The 22,257-nt window shown below is 59.5% G+C and carries 21 protein-coding genes and 1 tRNA gene; 9 read left to right on the top strand and 13 right to left on the bottom strand.

All coding sequences use genetic code 11. The features are described 5' to 3' along the window. Positions 1-68: 68 nt before the first annotated feature. The 7 genes from NKH31_RS13870 to NKH31_RS13840 all read right to left on the bottom strand — a co-directional run bounded on the left by NKH31_RS13870 (position 69) and on the right by NKH31_RS13840 (position 7,732). On the bottom strand, positions 69-1,424 hold the full coding sequence (locus NKH31_RS13870) for an ABC transporter ATP-binding protein (RefSeq protein WP_254862386.1): 1,356 nt from the start codon (positions 1,422-1,424) through the stop codon (positions 69-71). After that, positions 1,421-2,512, bottom strand: a complete 1,092-nt coding sequence (locus tag NKH31_RS13865; protein WP_254862385.1) for an ABC transporter ATP-binding protein — start codon at positions 2,510-2,512, stop codon at positions 1,421-1,423. Before NKH31_RS13865 ends, NKH31_RS13870 begins: the two co-directional genes overlap by 4 nt. Beyond that, a complete protein-coding gene (locus tag NKH31_RS13860; RefSeq protein ID WP_254862384.1) occupies positions 2,512-3,741 on the bottom strand; it encodes an ABC transporter permease in 1,230 nt (409 codons plus the stop codon). Before NKH31_RS13860 ends, NKH31_RS13865 begins: the two co-directional genes overlap by 1 nt. Continuing rightward, positions 3,741-4,805: an ABC transporter permease gene (locus NKH31_RS13855; RefSeq protein WP_254862383.1), complete on the bottom strand. Its 1,065-nt coding sequence runs from the start codon at positions 4,803-4,805 to the stop codon at positions 3,741-3,743. The genes NKH31_RS13860 and NKH31_RS13855 overlap by 1 nt, the downstream gene beginning before the upstream one ends. A gap of 55 nt (positions 4,806-4,860) precedes the next feature. After that, positions 4,861-6,714 (bottom strand): ABC transporter substrate-binding protein, encoded by a 1,854-nt coding sequence (locus tag NKH31_RS13850; protein WP_254862382.1) that lies wholly within the window; start codon positions 6,712-6,714, stop codon positions 4,861-4,863. Positions 6,715-7,328: 614 nt separating this feature from the next. Next, positions 7,329-7,403, bottom strand: a tRNA-Met gene (locus tag NKH31_RS13845). A gap of 71 nt (positions 7,404-7,474) precedes the next feature. Beyond that, a complete protein-coding gene (locus NKH31_RS13840) occupies positions 7,475-7,732 on the bottom strand; it encodes an HAH_0734 family protein (RefSeq protein WP_254862381.1) in 258 nt (85 codons plus the stop codon). Between the two features lie 326 nt (positions 7,733-8,058). On the opposite strand from NKH31_RS13840, the gene NKH31_RS13835 reads away from it, so the two are divergent. The 5 genes from NKH31_RS13835 to NKH31_RS13815 are packed head-to-tail and all read left to right on the top strand — an operon-like array spanning position 8,059 to position 10,283. Next, positions 8,059-8,343, top strand: coding sequence for a 50S ribosomal protein L44e (locus NKH31_RS13835; RefSeq protein ID WP_254862380.1), 285 nt, complete (start codon positions 8,059-8,061; stop codon positions 8,341-8,343). 5 nt (positions 8,344-8,348) lie between these two features. Continuing rightward, on the top strand, positions 8,349-8,522 hold the full coding sequence (locus tag NKH31_RS13830) for a 30S ribosomal protein S27e (RefSeq protein WP_254862379.1): 174 nt from the start codon (positions 8,349-8,351) through the stop codon (positions 8,520-8,522). Then, positions 8,519-9,319, top strand: coding sequence for a translation initiation factor IF-2 subunit alpha (locus NKH31_RS13825; RefSeq protein WP_254862378.1), 801 nt, complete (start codon positions 8,519-8,521; stop codon positions 9,317-9,319). Before NKH31_RS13830 ends, NKH31_RS13825 begins: the two co-directional genes overlap by 4 nt. 10 nt (positions 9,320-9,329) lie before the next feature. After that, on the top strand, positions 9,330-9,509 hold the full coding sequence (locus NKH31_RS13820; protein WP_254862377.1) for an RNA-protein complex protein Nop10: 180 nt from the start codon (positions 9,330-9,332) through the stop codon (positions 9,507-9,509). A 6-nt stretch (positions 9,510-9,515) separates the two neighbouring features. Then, positions 9,516-10,283: a proteasome assembly chaperone family protein gene (locus NKH31_RS13815; protein WP_254862376.1), complete on the top strand. Its 768-nt coding sequence runs from the start codon at positions 9,516-9,518 to the stop codon at positions 10,281-10,283. 64 nt (positions 10,284-10,347) lie between these two features. Here NKH31_RS13815 and NKH31_RS13810 read toward each other — a convergent pair whose 3' ends face one another. The 3 genes from NKH31_RS13810 to NKH31_RS13800 all read right to left on the bottom strand — a co-directional run bounded on the left by NKH31_RS13810 (position 10,348) and on the right by NKH31_RS13800 (position 13,623). Continuing rightward, entirely contained in the window at positions 10,348-11,133 is a 786-nt protein-coding gene (locus tag NKH31_RS13810; protein WP_254862375.1) for a DUF7839 domain-containing protein, read from the bottom strand. A 73-nt stretch (positions 11,134-11,206) separates the two neighbouring features. Next, positions 11,207-11,668 (bottom strand): MaoC family dehydratase, encoded by a 462-nt coding sequence (locus tag NKH31_RS13805; RefSeq protein WP_254862374.1) that lies wholly within the window; start codon positions 11,666-11,668, stop codon positions 11,207-11,209. A gap of 50 nt (positions 11,669-11,718) precedes the next feature. Further along, a complete protein-coding gene (locus tag NKH31_RS13800) occupies positions 11,719-13,623 on the bottom strand; it encodes a CocE/NonD family hydrolase (RefSeq protein ID WP_254862373.1) in 1,905 nt (634 codons plus the stop codon). 253 nt (positions 13,624-13,876) lie between these two features. On the opposite strand from NKH31_RS13800, the gene NKH31_RS13795 reads away from it, so the two are divergent. Continuing rightward, complete coding sequence (locus tag NKH31_RS13795; protein WP_254862372.1) at positions 13,877-14,740, top strand: HpcH/HpaI aldolase/citrate lyase family protein; 864 nt, start codon at positions 13,877-13,879, stop codon at positions 14,738-14,740. Positions 14,741-14,845: 105 nt separating this feature from the next. Continuing rightward, complete coding sequence (locus NKH31_RS13790; RefSeq protein ID WP_254862371.1) at positions 14,846-16,099, top strand: Glu/Leu/Phe/Val family dehydrogenase; 1,254 nt, start codon at positions 14,846-14,848, stop codon at positions 16,097-16,099. Positions 16,100-16,887: 788 nt separating this feature from the next. On the opposite strand, the gene NKH31_RS13785 is transcribed toward NKH31_RS13790, so the two are convergent. Genes NKH31_RS13785 through NKH31_RS13775 form a run of 3 tightly spaced genes read right to left on the bottom strand, consistent with a single transcriptional unit; the run spans position 16,888 to position 19,580 of the window. Further along, the gene (locus NKH31_RS13785) at positions 16,888-17,100 is read right to left on the bottom strand and encodes a hypothetical protein (RefSeq protein WP_254862370.1); all 213 of its coding nucleotides are present in this window, start codon (positions 17,098-17,100) and stop codon (positions 16,888-16,890) included. 4 nt (positions 17,101-17,104) lie between these two features. After that, entirely contained in the window at positions 17,105-18,247 is a 1,143-nt protein-coding gene (locus NKH31_RS13780) for an acyl-CoA dehydrogenase family protein (RefSeq protein ID WP_254862369.1), read from the bottom strand. 58 nt (positions 18,248-18,305) lie between these two features. Then, positions 18,306-19,580 carry a DUF7544 domain-containing protein gene (locus NKH31_RS13775; protein ID WP_254862368.1) on the bottom strand — a complete coding sequence of 425 codons (1,275 nt, stop codon included), beginning with the start codon at positions 19,578-19,580 and terminating at the stop codon, positions 18,306-18,308. Between the two features lie 192 nt (positions 19,581-19,772). On the opposite strand from NKH31_RS13775, the gene NKH31_RS13770 reads away from it, so the two are divergent. Together NKH31_RS13770 and NKH31_RS13765 are read left to right on the top strand one after the other, a co-directional pair. Beyond that, the gene (locus NKH31_RS13770; protein WP_254862367.1) at positions 19,773-20,582 is read left to right on the top strand and encodes an RIO1 family regulatory kinase/ATPase domain-containing protein; all 810 of its coding nucleotides are present in this window, start codon (positions 19,773-19,775) and stop codon (positions 20,580-20,582) included. 54 nt (positions 20,583-20,636) lie between these two features. Continuing rightward, a complete protein-coding gene (locus NKH31_RS13765; RefSeq protein ID WP_254862366.1) occupies positions 20,637-22,172 on the top strand; it encodes an aldehyde dehydrogenase family protein in 1,536 nt (511 codons plus the stop codon). The last annotated feature ends 85 nt before the right edge of the window (positions 22,173-22,257 follow it).

The raw sequence follows: 22,257 nt of genomic DNA, 5'->3' as shown, positions 1-22,257 counted from the left end.
TTGGGACCAGGCTCACCGCATAGAACCCCTTACTGGTTCCCGCAGCGACGCGAGACCGTGTCGAACCGTTAATCGGTCGATTGACGGTGCTGGGCTTGCTCGCCCACGCTGGCCGCGAGTGGTTCGGTTGGGTTCTCCAACAGACAGGCGGACTGTCGACCCGGTTCGACGGTGTCGAGAGCTGGTTTTTGTTCTTCACACGGCGTCGTAAAGTTCTCGTTTAGGATGCTCACGGCCGCATCCTCGTCGTCATCGACGATCGATTCGAGCGCGTGTGAGAGGATCGTCTCCGCGGTCGTATCGGTCAACTGCTGTGGTAACTCGTACTCCCGTCGTATCCAGTTCGATAGCGTGTCGGCGTCGATATCGTCGGCCGTCACCGACGTCGGATCGTCGATCGATTCGTCATCCAATACGTTTACCTTGACGATACTATCGAGGTCGATACCGCTCCCTTGTACTTTCTTTCTGAAGTGTAAGAGGTTTCGCCACTCAGACTGTGGGAGGTTGATCCCCTCGGGCGGGATGACCTTCGGACAGCGAGTGTGGAACCGACAACCCGCCGGCGGTGCAGACGGATCCGGTACGTCGCCTTTCAGGTCCTGGCCCATACCTCGCTCTCTGGGGTCGGGAGTCGGGATCGCAGAGAGCAACGCTTGGGTGTAGGGATGCTTTGGATTCGTAAACAGCTCTTCGGTCGGCGCAACTTCGACGAACTCTCCGAGATACATCACGGCGACGCGGTCACAGACCTCGCGAACGACGCCGAGGTTGTGACTGATGATCAACATAGTCAGCCCGAAGTTTCGCTGGAACTCATCCAATAGACGGAGGATCTCGGATTGAACGGAGACGTCGAGCGCGGAGACCGGTTCGTCGGCGACGATGAACTCCGGATTGACCGAGAGCGCACGGGCGAGACCGATACGCTGTTTCTGGCCACCGGAGAATTCGTGGGGATATCGCTCCATGTCCGAGGCGGACAGACCGACCCGTTCGAGTAAGTCACCGACGATTGCCCGACGGCGTTCGCGATCGGTCATCCCCTGAACGATTAACGGTTCCGCGACGGAGTCACCGATACTCATCCGGGGATCGAAACTGGAATCGGGATCCTGGAAGATCATCTGGACTTCACGACGGAACATGCGAAGTTGCTTGGGGTCGTAGTCTAAGATGTTCTCACCGTTGAAGTGCACCTCGCCGCTGGTCGGTTCTTCGAGACGGATCATCGACGTCGCAGCGGTCGACTTACCACAGCCCGACTCGCCGACGATCCCGAAGGTCTCGCCGCGCTCGATCTCGAAGCTGATCCCGTCGACGGCCCGCGCACGGCCGATCTCTTTGTTCATAAAGCCCTTCGTGATCGGGTAGTGCTTTTTCAGGTCGGTGACCTTGAGCAACGGATCGCCAGCACGGCTCATTCGAAACCACCTTCCTGTTCGACCATTTCAGTCGTCTGCTGTGTCAGTACCGTACTGGAGTCCATGTCAGATCTGAAGTGTACACACGAAACGTCGTGATCGCGGTGGTCGTCGATCGAGTGCATCGGTGGCTGATCGCCGTACCGACACTCGTCGATGGTGTGTGGACAGCGGTCGGCAAACCGACAACCGTCTGGCGGATCGAGCGGATCCGGTAGATCGCCCGGGATGCCACCGAGGTCACCCTTCCCGGGAAGACATTCCAGAAGTGCACGCGTGTACGGATGGGACGGTTTCTCGAAGATTTCCATCACCGGACCCGTTTCCATCACCTTGCCGGCGTACATCACGACAACCCGATCGGCGACCTCGGCGACGACACCGAGGTCGTGGGTGATAAACAGGACGCCCATGTCGAACTCGTCCTGGAGTTTGTTGAGTAATTTGAGAATCTGGGCCTGGATCGTCACGTCGAGCGCCGTCGTCGGCTCGTCTGCGATCAGCAGGTCGGGCTCGCAGGCGAGCGCAATCGCGATAATGACGCGCTGTTTCATCCCACCCGAAAGCTGGTGTGGGTAATCTTCGAGCCGCGAACTCGCCTCTGGAATGCCGACCTGTGTGAGCAGTTCAACGGCTCGTTCGTTCGCTTGCTCTTTCGAGAGATCCTGATGCAGCGTGAGCGCTTCGCGTATCTGCCAGCCGATCGAGTAGACCGGATTCAACGCACCCTGCGGGTTCTGGAAGATGTGACTCACCTGGCCACCACGAAGGACCTGCAGTTCGTCATCGTTCATGGTGGTCACTTCGTTTCCGTTCACCTTGATCGAGCCTTCTGGGATGTACCCTGGAGGACTCTTGAACAACCGCGTAATCGATTCGCTCGTGACGGTCTTTCCGGACCCACTCTCTCCGACGACCGCGACCGTTTCACCGCGGTTTACGGTCAATGAGACGCCGTCGACGGCTTTGACCGTCCCTGCATCGGTGTCGAAGTAGGTGTGTAGATCCGTTACTTCGAGAAGCGGTTCGCTAGCTCGGTGCGTCGTCGACACCTGTTCGTCCGGCCGTGTGCTGTGATCGGTACTCATTAGTCGGACCCTCCGTGACGTGGATCGAGCGCGTCTCTGAGTGCATCACCGATGAAGTTGAACGCGAGGATGGTGAAGAACAGGAAGAATCCGGGGAAGGTGGAAATCCACCACGCACTCCGGAGGTAGTCCTGTCCGTTCGCGATCACTCGCCCCCACGATGGAATCGACGCGTCGGCCAACCCGAGGAACGAGATCGCTGCTTCGGTGAGGATGATACCAGGAATCGCGAGCGTCGCCGCCGTGATGACGCTGTTGGTCGTGTTCGGCAGGAGGTGGCGCCGGATCGACCAGCGACTCGTCGCGCCACTGCTCTTTGCCGCCATCATATACGGTTCTTCGCGTCGCTGTAACGCCTCGGCCCTGATGATACGCGCCGTCGCGCCCCAGCCGAAGAGACCGAAGATCATGATGAGGATGAACAGACTGCCACCGATGGTGTACGCCAGCAGCAGGTACAGGAAGAACGTGGGGAACGTCATCTGGATGTCGACGTAGCGCATGAGAATCTCGTCGAGAAGTCCGCCATAGTACGCCGCGGTCAACCCGACGAGCGTCGCGATGGCGATGCTGATGAACGTCGCCGTAATCCCGACCATCATACTCACTTCCATCCCGTGGATGCTGAGCAGTAGGATGTCTTCACCCGACGAGGTGGTCCCGAGCGGATGGTCCATGCTCCCGTGACACATCGTGACGCCGTCTTCGACCGTCGTCCCCCCGGGACAGTTGTTACCGGTGACGTAGTCTTCGATCGACATCCAGAACGGCGGCAGTCGCTCGTAGCCAGGATTACGTGAGGCGTCAGGAAGTACCCGCGAACCGACGACGCCGATCGTGAATATCACGATCAGGAAAAGACCGCTGATGACTGCGGCCTTGTTTTTCCTGAACTGCTTCCAGTAGTGCATGGTCATCCGCGGGCTCTTATAGAGCGGCCGAATGCCGTAGAAGACGAGACAGGCGAGTGCGAACGCCCAGAGATAGTCTTCTGATGCAATTTCACCGATAAACGGATACACCGCCTGGCCCGTTCCCGCAACGAATCGTGAGTAGATTTCGAAGAGGACCCCGAGTGTCCAGACGCTCACGATTACGATCCAGAGTTTCTCACCCCACGTTCGCCCTTCGTTCGTGATGTCAATGTCGTCCCACTCGACGGACTCGAACGTGTCCGTTGGCGCGTCAGAGCCACCGTCGCCCGCCATCGTGTCGGTATCGTCACTCATTATTTATCACTGTAGTCGATTCGTGGATCGAGGATTGCATACATAATGTCCTCAACGAGGTTTCCGACGATCGCCAGGAAGGTCGGAATCAGTATCGTGATCGCGACGAGGTCCGTGTCCTGGCGCATGATCGCCTCGAACGATGCGAGTCCGATTCCCGGAATACCGAAGACGACCTCGATGAGGTAGGATCCGGCCATAACGAGTCCGAGAATCCGTCCGACGAAGATCGTCATGAGCGGGATCGAGGCCGGTCGGAAGACGTGCTTTGCGACGATCGTCCGCGAGCTCACGCCCTTCGCCTTCGCCGTCTTGACGAAATCGGCATCCATGTACTCGAGCGCTTCTGCTCTCGCGTACCGCATGACCGTCGCGATCGAGGTCGTCATGAGAACGAACATCGGCAGAATCAGCTGTTTGAGATTGCCCGGACTCAAAATGCCGACGTAACGGTCACCCTCGAACTCCTGACCGATGAAGGCTCGATGATTGTCATCGGTCGATTCGAGCCATGTGAACCCGCCCTCTGCGGACATGGCGTAATAATTGTTGAATCCGATGTCTACCCACCCGAGCCAGGTGCCGAACACGACCAGCGTGATAACCGCGAACCAGAAGTTCGGGATGCTGAGACCGAAGAACGCGACGAACGTCGCGATGTAATCTTTGGTCGTATACTGGTTGGCAGCCGAATAGAGGCCGATGATCGTTCCGAGGATCGTCGAGAGGATAACAGCGGGAACGCTGTACATCATCGAGAACGGAATCGCCACCTTCATCACGTCGATGACCGGCTGGTTGTACTCTAATGACCAACCCCAGTTACCCTGGAAAATGTTGGTCATGAACATGTAATAGCGTTCGTGAAACGGCGCGGCAAGTCCGTATCGTTCTTCAGCGGCTTGCTCGGCTGTTTCGAGATCCACCCCATCCATCATCGCCTGCATCTGAACTTCCATAATCCGCTGATTCGGCGTCTGGTCCATCAACACGAACGTGATCGTGAGAATGATGAGGGAGGCAAATCCGGCCCAGAGCATCCGGCGGAAGATATACCACTTCATGTGTGTATGTTTGTGTCTGTATCGAAAATAATCGTGAATCCCTACCCCGACCGTCCTAGACTTCCTCGAGCGTGAAGTTGTCGTTGTTCTCGAGGAGTTCTCGGGCTGCGATGATGTCCTCGTCGGTGATGTCGACGCCGTAGACGTTCACCGCGGACTCGTCGTACCAGTTCGACCAGGTCGGCTGGAAGGTAACGGCTGGTTCCGCGTATCCCTGCTGGATGTCCTGGGTAATCGTCTCCTTGTCGACGACGCGGGCGATGGCTTCGCGGCCGTCACGCTCTCGCGTGAGTTCGGAACCGTTCGCGCGCTGGTTGTAGAACATGAAGTTGATGTACGGCGTCTGCTGGTCTTCGACGCGAACGTCGTCGACCGCCTCTTCGAATTCCTGGATGACGTCGGTCGGCAGACCCATTCGGTCACCTTCACCGGCACGGAATCGCTCGACCCGGGTCGACTGCTCTGACTCGTTGTCGAACTGGTAGAGATCGAAGTACGGCGCATCCGCGAACGCCTCGTCCATAACCTGGACGTTGCTCTCTTCCGTGTGCTCGCGCATGTAGTAGTCGTCGTTGCGCGTGAGCGTGAACGAACCGGCGGCACCGGCAACGCGGTCGTCGAACTGGTACGGACCGAGGTTGCCGGTCCAGGTGAATTCGGTGACTTCATCGGATTCACGTAGCGCATCCGGGTCCGGTGCGTACTGCTCGAACAGCGCCATCGGCAGAACGTCCTCGCCCCAGATGACCGGTCGGAACGGGAAGAACGGATCTGGTTCGAAGAGTTCGAGCTGGAACTCGAGTTCGCCAGTCTGCTCTACGTTTTCGACGACTGCGTAGGAGGCCGTGGCTTCGCTCGGTGGCACGGACGAATCCCAGTAATCGACGTCTTCGGGGTCGTCGTAACCCACCGCGTGAAGGTTCTCGAGCTGGAAGACCCAGTCTTCGGCCGTCATCTGGCCGTAGGAGTTACCGTCAGCGTCCTCGCCGTACATGAGGTTGTCACGAAGCGTACAGACCCAGACCTGCGAATCGCCGGAGTCTTCGATATCGATGTGAAGCGGGATGATCTCGTCGTCGGTGCCGACGGCGTACGCGCCGTCACACATCAGCGCCGTTCGCATCGCCGAGTTGTTGTCGTCCTGTTCGGGGAGGAAGCCCTGCGAGAACGGCGTCGCCTCGAGGCGGACGTAGTCGCCACCGACCGACTGGTCGCCGCGGTAGCGCTCGATCGAGGTCATTTCCGCGCCGTAGAGGTTGAAGTCGTCGCTCGTGTGGATGTCGTCACGGAACCCGAAGAAATCGAGTCCCTGCGAGAGGAAGTTCGCTGGGAGTTCCTCCGTCAGCGCCCCCATGATGTTGTTGAGGATTTCCTGGCGCTCTGCGTCGTCTTCCGCGTCGCCGAAGTCGTCGTACATGCCGGGGATGTCTGCTTCCGGCACGTACCCGTACGCGTTCACTGCTGCATCCGGCAACCAGAACACGTCCGTATTGTCAGGTGTTCGTGGATAGGAATTTGCCCCAATTCCGATGAGGATGTCCCAATCGAACACCGTTTGCGTTCGGTCCGGCGGTCCAGCGTTTCGGCCGACTGGACCCCACTCGAAGTCGTCTGGATCCTCGTCAGGCAGCGGCTCCGAGAAGAAGTCCTCACCGAGCACCTCTGGACGGGGCTCCATCTGCAGGTCGACTCCGATCAGTTCGAGGTCGGAGGCGATTGCCGCCGCGATGTCCTCGGAGGTCTGACTCCCCGAGTCGTAAATGATCGCTGGTTCGATACGTTCCTCTCCGTCGGCATCGTACAGTTCAACGTCTGGAAGATCGGCACCTGGATCCTCGCCGTCATCGTCATCTCCACCACCAACACAGCCGGCCAATGCTGCAACACCAGCAACACTGGAGGTCTTCATCAAGGCACGCCGATTCAACGGTCGAATGGGCCGTCGTGGCATAGGAAGTGGAAGCCACTAGCATGATATATAGTTTGTGTTTCGGTGGGCGAGTTCATAGCACAATAAAAAATAATCGCAATAGCTTGTGATACCCACATTACTGTGCGTAAAGGCCCATAGAGATCAATGTTAATCGGACAATACCGCCAAATTGTAAACTCGTATTAATAATTACCATGAATTTCCAGCGTGGGCGAGAGCGATAACCCCTATATTTTAACTACACTATATTCTTGTAGATATTGTATAAGAAGTCGAACATATGTGAGAATGACAGTTAGTGGTTGACCCATGGTATTTACCACTAGCCAGGACAGGATTCGAATCACCACTTTCGAATCAGATTCACTGGACGAAAGAAAATCCTGTTCCTCCCCACTCTCGGCGGTCATACAACGGACGGCAACGTGTCCTTGGTCGTTCAGGTGTGTGACGCTCGCGAGAATGCTCGCGTCAAAATATAGCGGGAGGTAGATTTGAACTACTCCGTCACCGTCGCTTCGCTCGGCGCCGTCTCGTTCAAACTACTCCGTGCGAATTACGAGGCTCGCGGATTTGCTCGCCTCGAAAAATAGCGGGAGGTAGATTTGAACTACCGATCTGCGGGTTATGAGCCCGCCGGAATCTCCTGGCTATCCCATCCCGCTACTTCTTCGTATCCGAGTACACCAGTTAAGGGTTGTGATTCGGTCGCCCGGTTGCGAATTTGTGGCTCGGTTTACGCCGCGGCCGGCTCTCGGACCGTCACGTCGTCGGCATCGACGTGTTCGACCGACAGAAAGTGAGGAATAAACTGCCGACGGGCGAACGCCTCTCGTTCTGCTTCCTCGCCCACCGTACACCACAGCTGGACGCGTTCGGGTCCGTGCCACTCGCCGTTCCGACTGATACCGAAACAGACGTATTCCTCACCGTCTACGTCGATCACGGCACCCTTACGAATTCCCGGGTCGCCGTATATGATGAGTCGCTTCATACTCGGGGTTTCGGACAGCCACACCGTAAGCGCTTCGGAGTCGACAGTCGACCCTCGCAGGGCGGGTCTTCTCCGAAACCCATAGCCGGATGCGTATTCGATACGACGACGTCCGAACCGATGAGAACTACGTTGTATCCTCCGTATATCAGTTTACGCATGGGCACGGGTGCACCAACCAAACACCAGAAACTGGACCGTGACTGACCGAACATACATCGACCAGCGTGAACCGACGAACAGTGGGGGTCACCGGACCGACAGCCGAGAGCGAACCAAACGCGTTTTAAGCGGGGCTATCCAACCAGCCGGTAAGTGAGATAACAATGCAGATGCCACGTCGGTTCAATACCTACTGTCCGCACTGTCACGAACACCACGAACACGAAGTCGAGAAGGTCCGAACTGGACGCTCGACGGGGATGAAAAAGGTCGCAGACCGCCAGCGACGACGCCAGCGATCCACGATCGGTAACTCCGGCAAGTTCTCGAAAGTGCCGAGTGGGAACAAACCAACGAAGAAGACCGACCTGAAGTACCGCTGCAGCGAGTGTGGCAAGTCGCACCTCCGTAAGGGATGGCGCGCCGGCCGACTCGAGTTCCAGGAGTGATTGAGATGGCAGGATCTTTCTACTCCGTCCGCTGTGGCGATTGCGAGAACGAACAGATCGTCTTCGGGAAGGCGTCGAACGAAGTCGCCTGCGCCGTCTGCGGGACGACCCTCGCACGACCGACCGGTGGTAACGCCGCCATCGAACACGAAATCATCGAAACGATCGAGTCACGATGAAGTACACCGGCTGGCCAGATCCCGGGGAACTCGTCGTCGGCAAAATCGACGAGATCGAAGACTTCGGCGTCTTCGTCGATCTCCAGGAATACGACGACAAACGCGGCCTCGTTCACGTCTCCGAGGTCGCGAGCGGATGGATCAAAAACGTCCGCGATCACGTCAGCGAAGGCCAGATCTCGGTCTGTAAGGTGCTCGACGTCGACGAATCGACCCAGCAGATCGACCTCTCGATCAAGGACGTCAACGATCACCAGCGCTCGGATAAGATCCAGGAGTGGAAAAACGAGCAGAAGGCCGACAACTGGATGGAACTGGCGTTCGGCGAAGACCTCGAGAGCGAACAGTACACGTCGATAGCGAACGAACTCCTCGGGCACCACGGAAGCCTCTACGACGGATTCAAACAGGCAGCCATTCACGGCGAGGAAGCGCTCGACGGAACCGATCTCGACGAATCGGAGCGAGATGCACTCGTCGAGACAGCTCGAGAGAACGTCTCGGTTCCGTACGTCACCGTGACCGGCTACGTCGACCTCGAAAATCCATCCCCGTCGGGCGTCGACGGCGTCCGTACCGCCCTCACCGCCGCATCGGGCAACGGGGACGTCCCCGAAGAAGTCGATCTGGACGTCACGTACGTCGGCGCTCCGGAATATCGCATTCGAGTCAAGGCACCGAACTACAAGACGGCCGAAGATCAACTCGAATCCAGTGCGAAACGGGCCATAACAGCGATCGAAGGCGAAGGCGGTACCGGGGAATTCCACCGCGAACGACGGACCGACGACGAATAACGATCCGCTCGTGAAATCGGATATCAAACGGTGTGTCGACTGGTCACGGTCTCACGAGCGACCGGTCTACACCCTCGAAGACCGATGTCCGCTCTGTGACGCTGACACCGAAAACACGTCACCCGCACCTATTTCTCCCGAAGATTCACACGGCGAGTACCGACGCGCACTTAAGCGTCGGCTTCGCTGATAGGATATGGACGAACTCGCGATCGAGGTCGTAGCCGATCCCGACCTCGAGGATCCGGTGCTCATCGAGGGCTTGCCGGGTGTCGGACACGTTGGCGCACTGGCTGCAGACCATTTGCTCGAAGAACTCGACGAACAGGCGACGCTCGTCCGCCGGATTTACTCCAGAGCGTTCCCACCCCAGGTGTCGGTCGAAGACGGAGTCGCCTCGCTGACACACACCGAAGTTCACGCGGTATCCGTCCCGGATGCCCGCGACATGCTCGTGTTCACCGGCGACCACCAGGCCCAGCACGGCGACGGACACTATACGCTCGCGAGTGCGTTTCTCGACGTCGCCGACGAGTTCGACGTCTCCGAGTGTTACGCACTGGGCGGCGTACCGACGGGAGAACTGATCGACGAGTACGACGTTATCGGAGCGGTGACGGACGCGTCGATGATCGATCCGCTCGAAGACGTCGGTGTCGAGTTCCGCCCTGACGAACCGGCCGGCGGCATCGTGGGCATCTCGGGGTTGCTGCTCGGGCTCGGCGTTCAACGTGGATTCGAGGCAACCTGTCTCATGGGAGAGACGAGCGGATACCTCGTCGATCCAAAAAGTGCGCGCGCACTGCTCTTAGTTCTCGAATCGCTACTCGGATTCGAAATTAGCTACGAATCGCTCGACGACCGAGCAGACGACCTCGAAGACGTCATCGGGAAGATCCAGGAGATGGAATCACAGGCTGCGATGGACGTGCCAAGTGACGACGACCTTCGCTACATCGGGTGAGCGCACACGACCGAGACGGGAGCCGTCGAGTGAAGTACGACGATAGACAGGGAGGTCGATTTTCTCACGCCGTTGCGGTTCGAACCTCGAAGGTGACGTCGCCATCCCGCAATGTGTCTGTTATCCTACCCAAATCGTCCATCGTCGCGACGACGGTAACGTCCAACCCGCGATCGGTCGCCTGCGCGGCAATCTCACCCGCCGCGACGGTAACTGCCGGCTCGATACCGAGTCGGTCAAGACAAACTACCGCTTCGACTCCCGATGCGACGACGATGTCCGATCCGTCAACGAGATCCTCGACCGTCGAGTCAGAGACCGCTCGACTGCCGCCGGATCTGACGGAGGGAACTTCGACGACGGTGACCGTGCCCCGTTCGAGATCGATCACGCCTTCGAAATTCGTCACACCGACGTCCGTTTCGGCCGAGGCGTCGGTCGACGCGATGCCGGTTGCGTCCCCGCCGGTCCCGGGCGTCGCGTGGAGCAACCCGTTCTCGATCGAAAGCGACACCGCTTGCCCCTCGGTGACGGCTTCCGTCGCGATAGCGGCGTCTTCGCCCATCGCACCCAGGACGTCTTCGGTAACGTGGTCTGCAAAGCGACGGACGTCGTCTGCGGTCCGAAAGAGCCAGTCGACGCCTTCGTTGGTGACCCGATACCGCGAGCGTGCTTCCTTTTCGACGAATCCTTCCTCGACGAGTTCGCGTATGTATTCGCTCACCGCCTGACTCGTAACGCCGACCTCCTCGGCGATCTCGCCCTGGCTGACGGCGGGCTGTCGTTCGGCAATTTCGACCAGAATTCGCAACTGGGTTGCGGCCCGCTTGTTGTCGAGGACGTCGACCATGGTTAGGAGACAGAGGCCGGTCTCAAAAAGATACGTGATTCAGGCGGAGAGCCGCCGAGTCATCGCCAACCAATCAGGCGTCTTCTGCGGTCGCTCGCTTCAACGAGAGGACGGTGCGTTCGAACTCACAGACCAGTTCGTCGTGCTGGTTGAACACTTCGACGTACATCGTTACGACACCGCGTTCGCCGTCCGAGGTCTCTCGCTTTTCGGTCACGGTCGATCGAACCCGGATCGTGTCTCCGTGGTAAACGGGGTTCGGGTGCGAAACCTCGTCGTAAGAAAGGTTCGCGACGATGGTTCCGTCGGTCGTCTCGGGTATGGAGATCCCGACCGCGAGCGCCATCGTGTAGATCCCGTTTACCAACCGGCCGTCGAATTCGGTATCGGCCACGAATTCGGCGTCCAGGTGGAGTGGCTGTTGGTTCATCGTCATATCGCAGAACTGCTGATTGTCACTCTCCGAGATCGTCCGTCGACGTGAGTGGTCGATCGTCTCTCCGACCTCGAATTCCTCGAAGTAGAGTCCGGCCATACTCGCCAGTTACTCCGTCGGTTAAAAAAGCGATTCGAAAGCGAGGAGAGTTACTCGGCGGCGTCTCGGAACGCCTGAAAGCCACCGACGACCGGAAGTTCGACGGTAGACCAGCCAGGACTGAGCGTCAGTTCCGGATTATGAGACGGCCGTCGCGTAAAGTCGTAATCGCTCGACCGGAAGACGATTCCGAGTCGATGATTCGACCCGAAGACGTGATCGACGGCGTGTATACGGAATCGGGCGCGATAGTGTCCCGGTTCCGTTCCAATCTGGTACGATTCGTACAGCGATTCGTAGTTCGTCACGTTCATCCAGCCGCGGTTGATAATGCTGGCCCCGCCGTTAGCGTCGTAATCGACCAGAATTGCCGTAATCAGCGCCGCGGGTTCGTCACACGAAAGTGCGAGGTTCGGCCGGATCGTCCCGCTCACGTGAAGCGGTTCTGAGAGCGGTTCTGTTCGATAGACCAACGAGTACTCCGAATCGAGCGACCCGACTAACGACGTCGTCGGAACGTTCGGATTGTCCACGAACGATTCGGTCCGTTGATCACCGATCGTCGGGTACGTCGTTAGTCCGCCGGGGCTGGAACCCCCATACTGCAGTTTGACCGGGAGCGATCGTACGTCCTGGTGTGGCCAGGCGTCGTAGTGGTCGAACGAGCCGGATCCGCGTTCGACCGTCGCCGTCGGTAGATCATCGATCTCGTCGCCGGGTTCTTGCAACCAGTGAGTAAACCAGACGTTCAGCGCATCGAGCCACGGCTCTGGGTGACGATTGATCGGATCGTCGTGTCCACCCTGCGTGAGCCAGATTTTGTGTTTGGTCTCCGTTTGTCCTCCGGTCAACGCGTCGACCCACTGGCCGACGTTCCCCGTCTTGACGTTCGTATCGTAGAGCCCGTGTACGGCGTAGACGGCGGCGTCGACGGTTTCGGCGTCGGGGACGTAATCTCGCTCGTCCCAGAATTCGTTTCTATTGCCAGTCAGTCGTTCCTGTCCAGAGACGAGTTCATCGCGAACGGAGTTACAGACCGACGGATTGGATCGAGTCAGGACGGAATCGAAAAGCGAGTCGGTGTCCATCGCCCCACCGGCTCCAGCACCGGTCGCAATGACGGCACCGTTCGCACGATAGTAATCGTACCAGCTCGAGATGGCGACGATCGGAACGATCGTCTCCAATCCATCGACACCGGTCGCGGCAACCCCGTTCGGCAGCGTCCCGTTGTACGACGCGCCGATCATGCCAGTCTTTCCGTTTGTCCAGGTCGCTTCGACGGGCGAACCACCTGAGACCGAGTCGTAGGCCGTCGCGCGTCCGTTGAACCAGTCGACGACCGCGTTAATTCCGGCAATTTCTTCCGGCCCTCCGATCGTCGGACACCCAGTCGAGTACTCGGTCCCGATCGACGCCGCGTAGGCGAAGATGAAACCCCGCTGTAAGAACTCCTCTTCGTACGCGCTCGGACCGATCGTGCTAGTTTCGCTTCCGGTGAACTCGACGAGATCGTCCTCCGTGATCTCGATCGGTTCAGAAGCCCCTCGCCGCCGGTCAGCGGGTTCGTCCGGGACATAGAGTTCTTCGTCCATCGGGTGTGAAGTACCCCAGTTTAACCCACCGTAGTACGGACTCGGTTCGAGGATGACGGGAAGTTGTTCGCTCGACGACGACGGGCGCGCGACTTCGACGTGAACGCGATCGGGAGAACCGGATCCATCGGTGTCGAGATCGGTCTCGACCCAGACGTCCTCTCGGATCACGTTCGACGTCGCGAAGGTCGGCTGCGAGCGACCGTTCTCGACGACGACTTCGTCGGCCGGACCGCGTCCGCGGCTGGCGACGCCGGTCCCCATCGACGACGCGACGGTCGCGCCACCGACGCCGACTGCGGTCGCACGCAGAACGGACCGTCGAGAAGAATCGGACGGCGGGTCGAACTGCTCACTCATGGGCACCCACCGATCGATTTGCCGTTACTGTCTGGTTGAATATCACGCGGATCATTCTATTCTGCGAGAACGTCCGAAGCGTTCCCCCTTAATTTTTTCTACTCGTTTTAGTTATTTATATCTGAATAGTCGATGTACCCGACTCGCTCGTGGCCGGTTACAGAACCAACCGATCAATGGACACCAGAGAATCACTTTCGGCGGGCCTGGGAGGAAACCACACGTTCAACTCGCCCGCATCCCAACGCGACGTATGGTACGACGCAGCGTGATGTTCACGCCCGGAGATCGTCCCGAGATGATGCGAAAGGCGCCGACGGCTGGTGCGGACGTGCTGGTCTTCGACCTCGAAGATGCCGTCTCACCCCAACACAAGGAAGAAGCCCGAGCGGCCGTCAGGGCCGTCCTGAGCGATCCGGAGTTCGATCACACCGGAGAGGTGTGCGTCCGGATCAACGCCGACGGCCCCACCGCCCGCGCGGATCTCGACACGCTGTTCGACGAAGTCGAGTCGCTCGAGCTCGATTCGATCATGCTTCCGAAGGTCCAGTCGGCCGAAGACGTCCGCGACGTCGCGGTCAAACTCGAGACGCGTGGTGTGGGGCTACCGGTGTTAGCCCTGATCGAGAACGCCGCGGGCGTTCTTGCGGCCGACGAGATCGCGGCTGTGCCGGCCACCGACGCGGTGATCTTCGGCGCCGAAGATTTCGCGGCGGACGTCGGTGCGAGTCGAACGCGTGAGGGGACCGAAGTCCTCTACGCGAGACAGCGCGTCGTCGTCGCGGCGGGCGCACACGACTGCGACGCGATCGACACCGTCTTCACCGACTTCGGCGACGAGGAGGGACTCAGCGCGGAAACGTCGTTCGCGATACAACTCGGTTACGACGGCAAGCTCGCGATTCACCCCGCACAGGTCGACCCGATCAACGAGGCGTTCACGCCGGAACCGGACGAACTCGAGTGGGCAAGGCGGGTGCTCGAAGCCAAACGCGAGGCCGAGTCTGAAGAGCGCGGGGTCTTCGAGGTCGACGGCGAGATGATCGACGCACCGCTGATTGCCCAGGCCGAACGGATCACGGAACGGGCGCAGGCGGCAGACGCGGACGGCGTATAACGTAATGAGGTATCCACCGCTCTCGGCCGGGCTTCGATTCAACGAGGGAGTGCAATTCTTACGCCGAAGCCACGGCTAATGGACCATGGAGTAGTATGGTACCGTATGACAGGATCGGCGAATCCGCTCGAGAGCTTACAAACCCAGCTCGACGAAGCCTCCCGACACGTGGAGGTGGCCGACGACGTCCTCGAACGACTTAGACACCCGAAACGAGTCCTCGAATCGAATCTCGTGATTGAACGAGACGGTGGGACGCTCGAGCGATTTCGCGCGTACCGATCGCAGTTCAACGGTGATCGCGGGCCGTACAAAGGCGGCATCAGGTACCACCCAGCCGTCTCTCGGGACGAGGTGGTGGCGCTCTCCGGTTGGATGGCGTATAAGTGTGCAGTGGTCGACGTCCCGTTCGGCGGGGCGAAAAGCGGAATCGCCGTCGATCCGGACGCGTTATCTGCCGCGGAACTAGAGCGACTCACTCGCGCGTACGCGACCGAGTTGCGCCCGCTCATCGGCGAGGATCGGGACGTTCCAGCGCCGGATGTTAACACCGGCCCCCGGGAGATGAACTGGCTCAAAGACACCTACGAGACGCTAGAACGCACGACCGCACCGGGAGTCGTCACCGGCAAATCCCTCGAAAGCGGCGGGAGCGAGGGTCGAGTCGAGGCGACGGGCCGATCGACGGTGGTCGCCGCGCGCGAGGCGACAGCGTACCTGGGGCGATCCCTCGACGGCGCGACGGCCGCGGTCCAGGGCTACGGCAACGCCGGCTGGATCAGCGCGAAGCTGTTAGACGAGATGGGCGTCACGGTGGTGGCCGTGAGCGACTCCGACAGCGGTATCGTCGATCGTGACGGGCTCGATCCGGCCGAGGTGAAAGCCCACAAGGACGCGACTGGTAACGTGCTCGGGTACGATGGGAGCGACGCGTGCACCAACGAGGAACTGCTCACGCTCGACGTCGATCTGTTGATACCCGCCGCGTTAGAGAGCGTCATCGACGCGACGCTCGCCCGAGACGTCAGCGCCAACATCATCTCCGAAGCCGCGAACGGACCGATCACCCCCGACGCCGACGCGATACTGGCCGAAAACGACGTTTTCGTGGTCCCGGACATCCTCGCCAACGCCGGCGGCGTCACCGTCTCGTACTTCGAGTGGGTCCAAAATCGACAGCGGGTGTCTTGGAGCGAGGACCGGGTGAACGAGCAGCTAGAGGCCGTCATCGTCGACGCGTTCGATTCGTTGTGTCGGACGGTGGAAGAACGGAATATAGAAATTCCGCGCACGGCCGCGTACGTCCTCGCGATCGAACGCATCGATCGAGCGTACGAACAGGGTGGGCGGTGGCCGTAATCGAGCCAGTAGCAAAGCTGGTCCAGGTGGCTTATGAATCAGCAGTTACCAGTGTTATTTCGGTAAGGCACAACAGCTACTACCAATAAGACAAGAGACAGAATGCGTTAGAAGAGAGGAAGTGACTTTAGACAAACCGAAGGTTTAGACGTCGACCAGGCTAAATTACGTTCAAGAAGTTCGAAAGTATTATTTATCATTTAGTAAAATTGGGTACTAAAGATCCAATGGCATGATTCGATATCCAGTGTGCGTGTTCGGATCAGTTCTTTTGGAATTCGGTCATACCCCTATATGCCGAGTACACATTGTAGGATCGATATACGTACTTTTTATAGTCGTTTTTCTTGGGATCGCGTTCGAACGATACCGAAATGGAGCAGATAGACTCACAATCGTCGGTTGGGGCCTTACCGATGTCGGCTGGGCGCTTCTGGGCGTCAATTTCATCAACAGACAAACGTCCAGTATCTCTCTAGCAGGGTATCAGGAAGCGGCGCTCCTCGTGTCCATCGTCGCCGTTGGACTGACAGCCGGAACACCCATCCTTCTGACAGACGACCGCCTGCTCTAGCGACGAAAGTTGGTTGAAGGAACTCGAACCGACATCGGTCGAAGCGTACACCGCTTTGAACCCGTCGTCTCTGCCAATCAGTGATACGGGCCGACGATCGTGGGACTCGCCCCCAACCGGGATCACAAGCTAAGAGATTGACTGCGCCAAGACGCGCAGCTAGATCGTTCGTTTGTCGGTCGAGTCTCTCACGAGGGTAGAAGGACGCAAGCAGCTACACGAGTGCGTACACGACCAACACAACACCGACGGTCGCGAACACGATGCCTACACCTTTCGTCACGGCGATTCGGTCGTCATCGTCGATCTCGTCCGACGCGACTGGGACCATCCCCTGTTTTCGCTGGGCTTCGACCATCGCCGGCGCGGCAACGATGCCGGCGACGCCGAGCAGGGCGAAGACGATTCCGATGGCGAGTAGCCACATGGCCTTACAGGCCGAGTTCGCGACCGATGACGAGGTGCTGGATCTCGCTCGTCCCCTCGCCGATCTCCATCAGCTTGGCATCGCGGTAGAATCGCTGGGGGGCGAAGTCCGTGGTGTAGCCGTAGCCGCCGAGCACCTGAACGGCCTCTTCTGCGACCTCGCGGGCGGCCTCGCTCGCGTCGAGTTTCGCGAGCGCCGAGGCCTTCGTGACGGGCTGGCCCTCGTCGTAGCGTCTTGCAGCCTTGTAAGTCAGCAGGCGGGCGCGCTCGGTCTTGCGGTACATGTCGACGATCTTGTCGCGGATCGCGTCGAACCGGCTGATCGGCTGGCCGAACTGCTCACGTTCCTGGCTGTACTCCGTAGCATGCTCGTAGGCGCCCTGTGCGAGTCCCGTCGAGAGGGCGGCGATGGAGATCCGACCGCCGTCTAACGTCTTTTTAGTCTGGTCCCAGCCCTCACCTTCCTCACCGAGGAGGCGGTCTTCGGGTACGCGAACGTTGTCGAGCGAGATTTCGCACGTCGGCGAGGCGTTCAGTCCCATCTTCTCCCAGATCGTCGTCACCTCGAAGCCGTCGTCTTCGGTCGGATCGACGATGAACGTCGAGATGCCGTCGTAGCCGGCGCCGGGATCGGTGACGGCCTTGACGAGGACGGAGCCGGCTTCGGAGGCGTTCGTGATGAATTGCTTGGTGCCGTCGATGACCCACTCGTCGCCGTCCTTCTCGGCCGTCGTGTCCATGTCGGAGGCGTCGGAGCCGCTTCCCGGTTCGGTCAGCGCCCAGCCACCGAGATACTCGCCCTCGGCGAGCGGACGGAGCCACCGTTCTTTCTGTTCCGGCGTGCCGAAGAGTTCGAGCGGTTTCGAGGCGAGCGACGTGTGAGCGACGTAAGAAAGCCCAACGGATCCCGAGACGCGACCGATCTCTTCGGCGACGATCGAGTACATGAGCGTATCGCCGCCGAGGCCGCCGTACTCGTCGGTGATCGGAACGCCCATCACGTCGAGGTCGGCGAGCTGCTCGAAGATCTCCGCGGGAAATCGGTGTTCCTCCTCGATCTCCTGGGCGATCGGCTCGAGTTCCGCCTCGCAGAAGTCGCGAACCGTCTTTCGGATCATCCGGTGCTCGTCGGGAAGCTCGAAGTTCATACACGTACCTTACCAAGCCGAGAAATAAACGCACCGAAGCGATTCGAGTCGGATAGGCTCAGCGATCGTCGTCTCGATAGCCCCAGCCGCCGGAGTCGTTCTCGTCGTCGGTCGACTCGTCGGCTGGATCCGAATTCCAGCCGTGTCCGGAATCGCCGTCTCGGTCATCACCGACATCAGTGTCCCAACCGTGTCCTGAATCCGAATCTCTCGCTCCCCACCCGGAATCGTCGCTCTCGGTATCGTCGGAAGCCCAGGAGTCCGATTCAGGTTCGTTCGATCGACCCGGCGGGAGATCGTCCGGCGACCCACCTGTATCGTCGTCCCACGCATCCCGTCCGTTCCACCCGTCGGTCGCTCTGACGGCGGCTCGTTGGTCCGGAATGAGGTCGACCGACTCCTCGAGATCGCCCAGAAGTAACAACGCGTAGTAGCGAACGTAGACGATGACCGGCACCTCGTAAAGTGCCAGCAGGAGGAAGATCGAAACGACGAACAGGAGCACGAGCAACACTGCAAGCGGGATCGCGAACGGACCCAGCAAGAAGGCGAGCACGACGAGCAGGAAGAACGGAATCGCGAGGACGATCATCGAGAGGACCCAGAGTATCCCGATCGCGATCGAGGCGATAACGCTGATGATGGTCGCGAGAACGACGTACACCGCGTACTCACCGGGGTGAGAACGTAGACTCGATAGGAACCGCTTCCATCCGGCCCTGATGCCGACGGCATCTTCGATCATGATCGGTACCACGAACTCGGTCGTGAGCCGCAACACGACGGCATAAAAGAGCCACCCACCGAACGCAAGCAATCCAAGTGCGGCCATGGTCGAGACCGAGACGTCGTCGAGTGAATCTGCGCCAGACACCGCAAAATAGCCGGGGGCGGCGATTGCAGCTCCTACTATGATAGATAGTGCGAGAATGAAGCCGAACAACGAAAGCGCCTGCGAGAAGTGGCGTTTCCCCCACCGGCGGACGCGAACGTCGCCCGATCGTAACGACTCGACGAGTACGAACTCCAGGATGGCACGGACGAACGTGAAGACGAGCCAAAGTGCGAATACAATTACTCCGATCGCGATCGCAAGCGCGTACAGGTCGTCCATCGTAACCTCAACGCCGAACTCAGCTTCGAACTCCTCGAATCCCTCGGTTTCGTCTTCGAACGCCACCTCGTCACCGGTCGGAACGAACGGCATTCCCAACCCGATGCCCGAGACGAAAAAGACGATAACGGCGAGTCTGAGCCAGGTTCCTTTCCTGACCGGCGTTAAAAAATCCCGCGTCACGTCGATGGCGTCGCTCAAATTATCGACGGCGTACATGGTACTGGCGCATTTCGTGGGAACGGACTAAACGATACTGATACGTCGATTTCTACTCGATGCTGACACCTGATCTGGCGAATAAAATATGGAGTAGCGGTCGCGGCGTCCTGGTCGATCCGCTCACGTCGAGGCGGCAATCGGTCCACCACTCCGGGACGATTATATCACCGGGGTGCGAAGTTTACTCCGATGGATATCCGGCAGCTCGCACGGGGAACAATCTCGTGGGACCGGCTGGAACGTGTCGCCGTGACCCTCGCCAATCGGTACGACCGTGACGTAGCCCGCGTCGAGTTCTTAGAGGCCGATAACTGGCTATCGACGCCGTTCGTGCTCGACGACGAGTGGTTCGTGAAAATCGTGTCGGTCCAGAACACCCGCATTCACGCCCTCATGACCGCCGGTCGAAACGCCGGAGCGTTCTCGGCGGGTTCGGGCGGCTTTTTCACCCGGTTCGAGACGCCACTCGAGATGGTCGAACACGAGTTAGAGGCGACGATCCGGATGCGCGAGATCGGCTGTAACGCACCGGAGCCGGTCGAGGCGTTCGAGGTAAACGGACTCGGCGTCCTCGTTCTCGAGTACCTCCCCGCGTTCGAAACCGTCGACGAACTCGCAGACGACGGCGTCCACGAAATCGCTCCGGACCTCTTCGAGATGCTCGCGTCGCTCCACGAGCACGGACTCGCACACGGCGATCTCCGCGGGGAAAATCTGCTCGTCTCCGATGGCGAACTGTACTTCATCGACGCGACTCGAGTGCAAGAGAGTCGGGAGTCGGAGACGCGGGCGTACGACCTCGCGTGTGCACTCGCCGTTCTTGAACCGCGAATCGGATCGCGGGACGCCGTGGCGACGGCGATGGGACACTACGGAAGCGAGGACCTCCTCGCGGCCCGCGAGTTTCTCGATTTCGTCAGATTGCGACCGGATCACGAGTTCGATTCGACGCAACTTCGAAGCGAACTCGAGAAAGGAGCCGACCTCGCCGACCGGTAAGACACCGGCCGATAGCAGGGTTTTTCACATCGGTTGGCGAAAAATACGTCGAACATGACACAGCACGCCGACGCGGAAACGTACGGCCACTACGTAAACGGCGAGTGGACCGACGGCACGGGAACCGAGACGTTTGACAGCGTAAACCCAGCAACGGGTGAAACGCTCGCCACTTTCGGACGTGCGAGCGAGGACGACGTCGACGCCGCGCTCGAAGCGGCCGAGTCTGCGTACGAAGACTGGCGCGATCTCTCCTACATCGACCGGGCCGAGTATCTCTGGGACATCTACCACGAACTGCGCGAGCGAACCGACGAACTCGCCGAAGTTGTCACAAGAGAGTGTGGCAAAGAGATCAGCGAAGGGCGCGCCGACGTCGTCGAGGCCTACCACATGGTCGAGTGGGCCGCCGGCAACGCCCGCCACCCCCACGGCGACGTCGTTCCCTCGGAGGTCGGCTCGAAGGACGCCTACATGCGGCGCAAACCCCGCGGGCTCATCGGCTGCATCACGCCGTGGAACTTCCCGGTCGCGATTCCGTTCTGGCAGATGGCGATCGCCCTCGTCGAAGGTAACGTCGTCGTCTGGAAACCCGCCGAACAGACGCCGTGGTGCGGTCAGATCATCGCCGAGATGATGGACGACGCCGGGGTTCCCGACGGCGTATTCAACATGGTCCAGGGCTTCGGCGACGCCGGGGCCGCAATCGTCGACGACGAGCGCGTCGATACCGTCCTCTTTACCGGCTCGGCGGAGGTCGGCCACGAGATCGCCGGCAAAGTCGGCGGGGAACCCGGCAAACTCGCCGCCTGCGAGATGGGCGGAAAAAACGGTATCATCATCACCGAGAAGGCCGACCTCGACATCGCCGTCCACTCGGCGATCATGTCCTCGTTCAAGACGACCGGACAACGCTGTGTCTCCTCAGAGCGACTGATCGTTCACGAGGAAGTCTACGACGAGTTCAAAGAACGGTACGTCGAGACGGCGAAGTCCATCGCGGTGGGCGATCCGCTCGACGAGAACACCTTCATGGGCCCCGCCATCGAGGAGAGCCACGTCGAGAAGATCAGAAAGCACAACGAACTCGCCGAGAAGGAAGGCGGCGAGGTGCTCGTCGATCGGTTCGAACTCGACGACGACGAGATTCCCGACGGCCACGAAGAGGGCAACTGGGTCGGCCCATTCGTCTACGAGATCGAGTACGACTCCGAGCTGCGCTGCATCAAAGAGGAGTGTTTCGGCCCGCACGTCGCGCTCATGTCCTACACCGGCGACATCGAAGACGCCGTCGAGGTCCACAACGACACGCCGTACGGACTCGCCGGAGCGATCATCTCCGAAGACTACCGCCAGATCAACTACTTCCGCGACCACGCCGAGCTGGGTCTCGCGTACGCCAACCTGCCGTGCATCGGCGCCGAAGTCCAGCTACCGTTCGGCGGCGTCAAAAAGTCCGGTAACGGCTACCCGACCGCCCGCGAGGCGATCGAAGCCGTCACCGAACGAACCGCCTGGACGATAAACAACTCGAACGATATCGAAATGGCACAGGGACTCTCGGCCGACATCAAGATCGACGACGACTGAGCCGCACCACCACGTTCGAACGAAAAGCGGTATTGGAGTGTTACTCGATATTCTAGATTCTGCGTTACGAGCGAACGTTCGATGC

Source organism: Halovivax gelatinilyticus, from assembly GCF_024300625.1.
GTDB lineage: Archaea > Halobacteriota > Halobacteria > Halobacteriales > Natrialbaceae > Halovivax > Halovivax gelatinilyticus.
The sequence above is the reverse complement of the archived record's forward strand: the minus strand, read 5'-3'. Positions and strand labels throughout refer to the sequence as shown.

Excerpts from the sequence above, each read along its gene's own strand:
- NKH31_RS13870 (WP_254862386.1), bottom strand. The coding sequence starts at position 1,424 with ATGAGCCGTGCTGGCGATCCGTTGCTCAAGGTCACCGACCTGAAAAAG.
- NKH31_RS13790 (WP_254862371.1), top strand. The coding sequence starts at position 14,846 with ATGACAGGATCGGCGAATCCGCTCGAGAGCTTACAAACCCAGCTCGAC.
- NKH31_RS13865 (WP_254862385.1), bottom strand. The coding sequence starts at position 2,512 with ATGAGTACCGATCACAGCACACGGCCGGACGAACAGGTGTCGACGACG.
- NKH31_RS13785 (WP_254862370.1), bottom strand. The coding sequence starts at position 17,100 with ATGTGGCTACTCGCCATCGGAATCGTCTTCGCCCTGCTCGGCGTCGCC.
- NKH31_RS13780 (WP_254862369.1), bottom strand. The coding sequence starts at position 18,247 with ATGAACTTCGAGCTTCCCGACGAGCACCGGATGATCCGAAAGACGGTT.
- NKH31_RS13855 (WP_254862383.1), bottom strand. The coding sequence starts at position 4,805 with ATGAAGTGGTATATCTTCCGCCGGATGCTCTGGGCCGGATTTGCCTCC.
- NKH31_RS13795 (WP_254862372.1), top strand. The coding sequence starts at position 13,877 with ATGGTACGACGCAGCGTGATGTTCACGCCCGGAGATCGTCCCGAGATG.
- NKH31_RS13775 (WP_254862368.1), bottom strand. The coding sequence starts at position 19,580 with ATGTACGCCGTCGATAATTTGAGCGACGCCATCGACGTGACGCGGGAT.
- NKH31_RS13770 (WP_254862367.1), top strand. The coding sequence starts at position 19,773 with ATGGATATCCGGCAGCTCGCACGGGGAACAATCTCGTGGGACCGGCTG.
- NKH31_RS13800 (WP_254862373.1), bottom strand. The coding sequence starts at position 13,623 with ATGAGTGAGCAGTTCGACCCGCCGTCCGATTCTTCTCGACGGTCCGTT.
- NKH31_RS13805 (WP_254862374.1), bottom strand. The coding sequence starts at position 11,668 with ATGGCCGGACTCTACTTCGAGGAATTCGAGGTCGGAGAGACGATCGAC.
- NKH31_RS13840 (WP_254862381.1), bottom strand. The coding sequence starts at position 7,732 with ATGAAGCGACTCATCATATACGGCGACCCGGGAATTCGTAAGGGTGCC.
- NKH31_RS13830 (WP_254862379.1), top strand. The coding sequence starts at position 8,349 with ATGGCAGGATCTTTCTACTCCGTCCGCTGTGGCGATTGCGAGAACGAA.
- NKH31_RS13860 (WP_254862384.1), bottom strand. The coding sequence starts at position 3,741 with ATGAGTGACGATACCGACACGATGGCGGGCGACGGTGGCTCTGACGCG.
- NKH31_RS13850 (WP_254862382.1), bottom strand. The coding sequence starts at position 6,714 with ATGAAGACCTCCAGTGTTGCTGGTGTTGCAGCATTGGCCGGCTGTGTT.
- NKH31_RS13765 (WP_254862366.1), top strand. The coding sequence starts at position 20,637 with ATGACACAGCACGCCGACGCGGAAACGTACGGCCACTACGTAAACGGC.
- NKH31_RS13835 (WP_254862380.1), top strand. The coding sequence starts at position 8,059 with ATGCAGATGCCACGTCGGTTCAATACCTACTGTCCGCACTGTCACGAA.
- NKH31_RS13825 (WP_254862378.1), top strand. The coding sequence starts at position 8,519 with ATGAAGTACACCGGCTGGCCAGATCCCGGGGAACTCGTCGTCGGCAAA.
- NKH31_RS13810 (WP_254862375.1), bottom strand. The coding sequence starts at position 11,133 with ATGGTCGACGTCCTCGACAACAAGCGGGCCGCAACCCAGTTGCGAATT.
- NKH31_RS13815 (WP_254862376.1), top strand. The coding sequence starts at position 9,516 with ATGGACGAACTCGCGATCGAGGTCGTAGCCGATCCCGACCTCGAGGAT.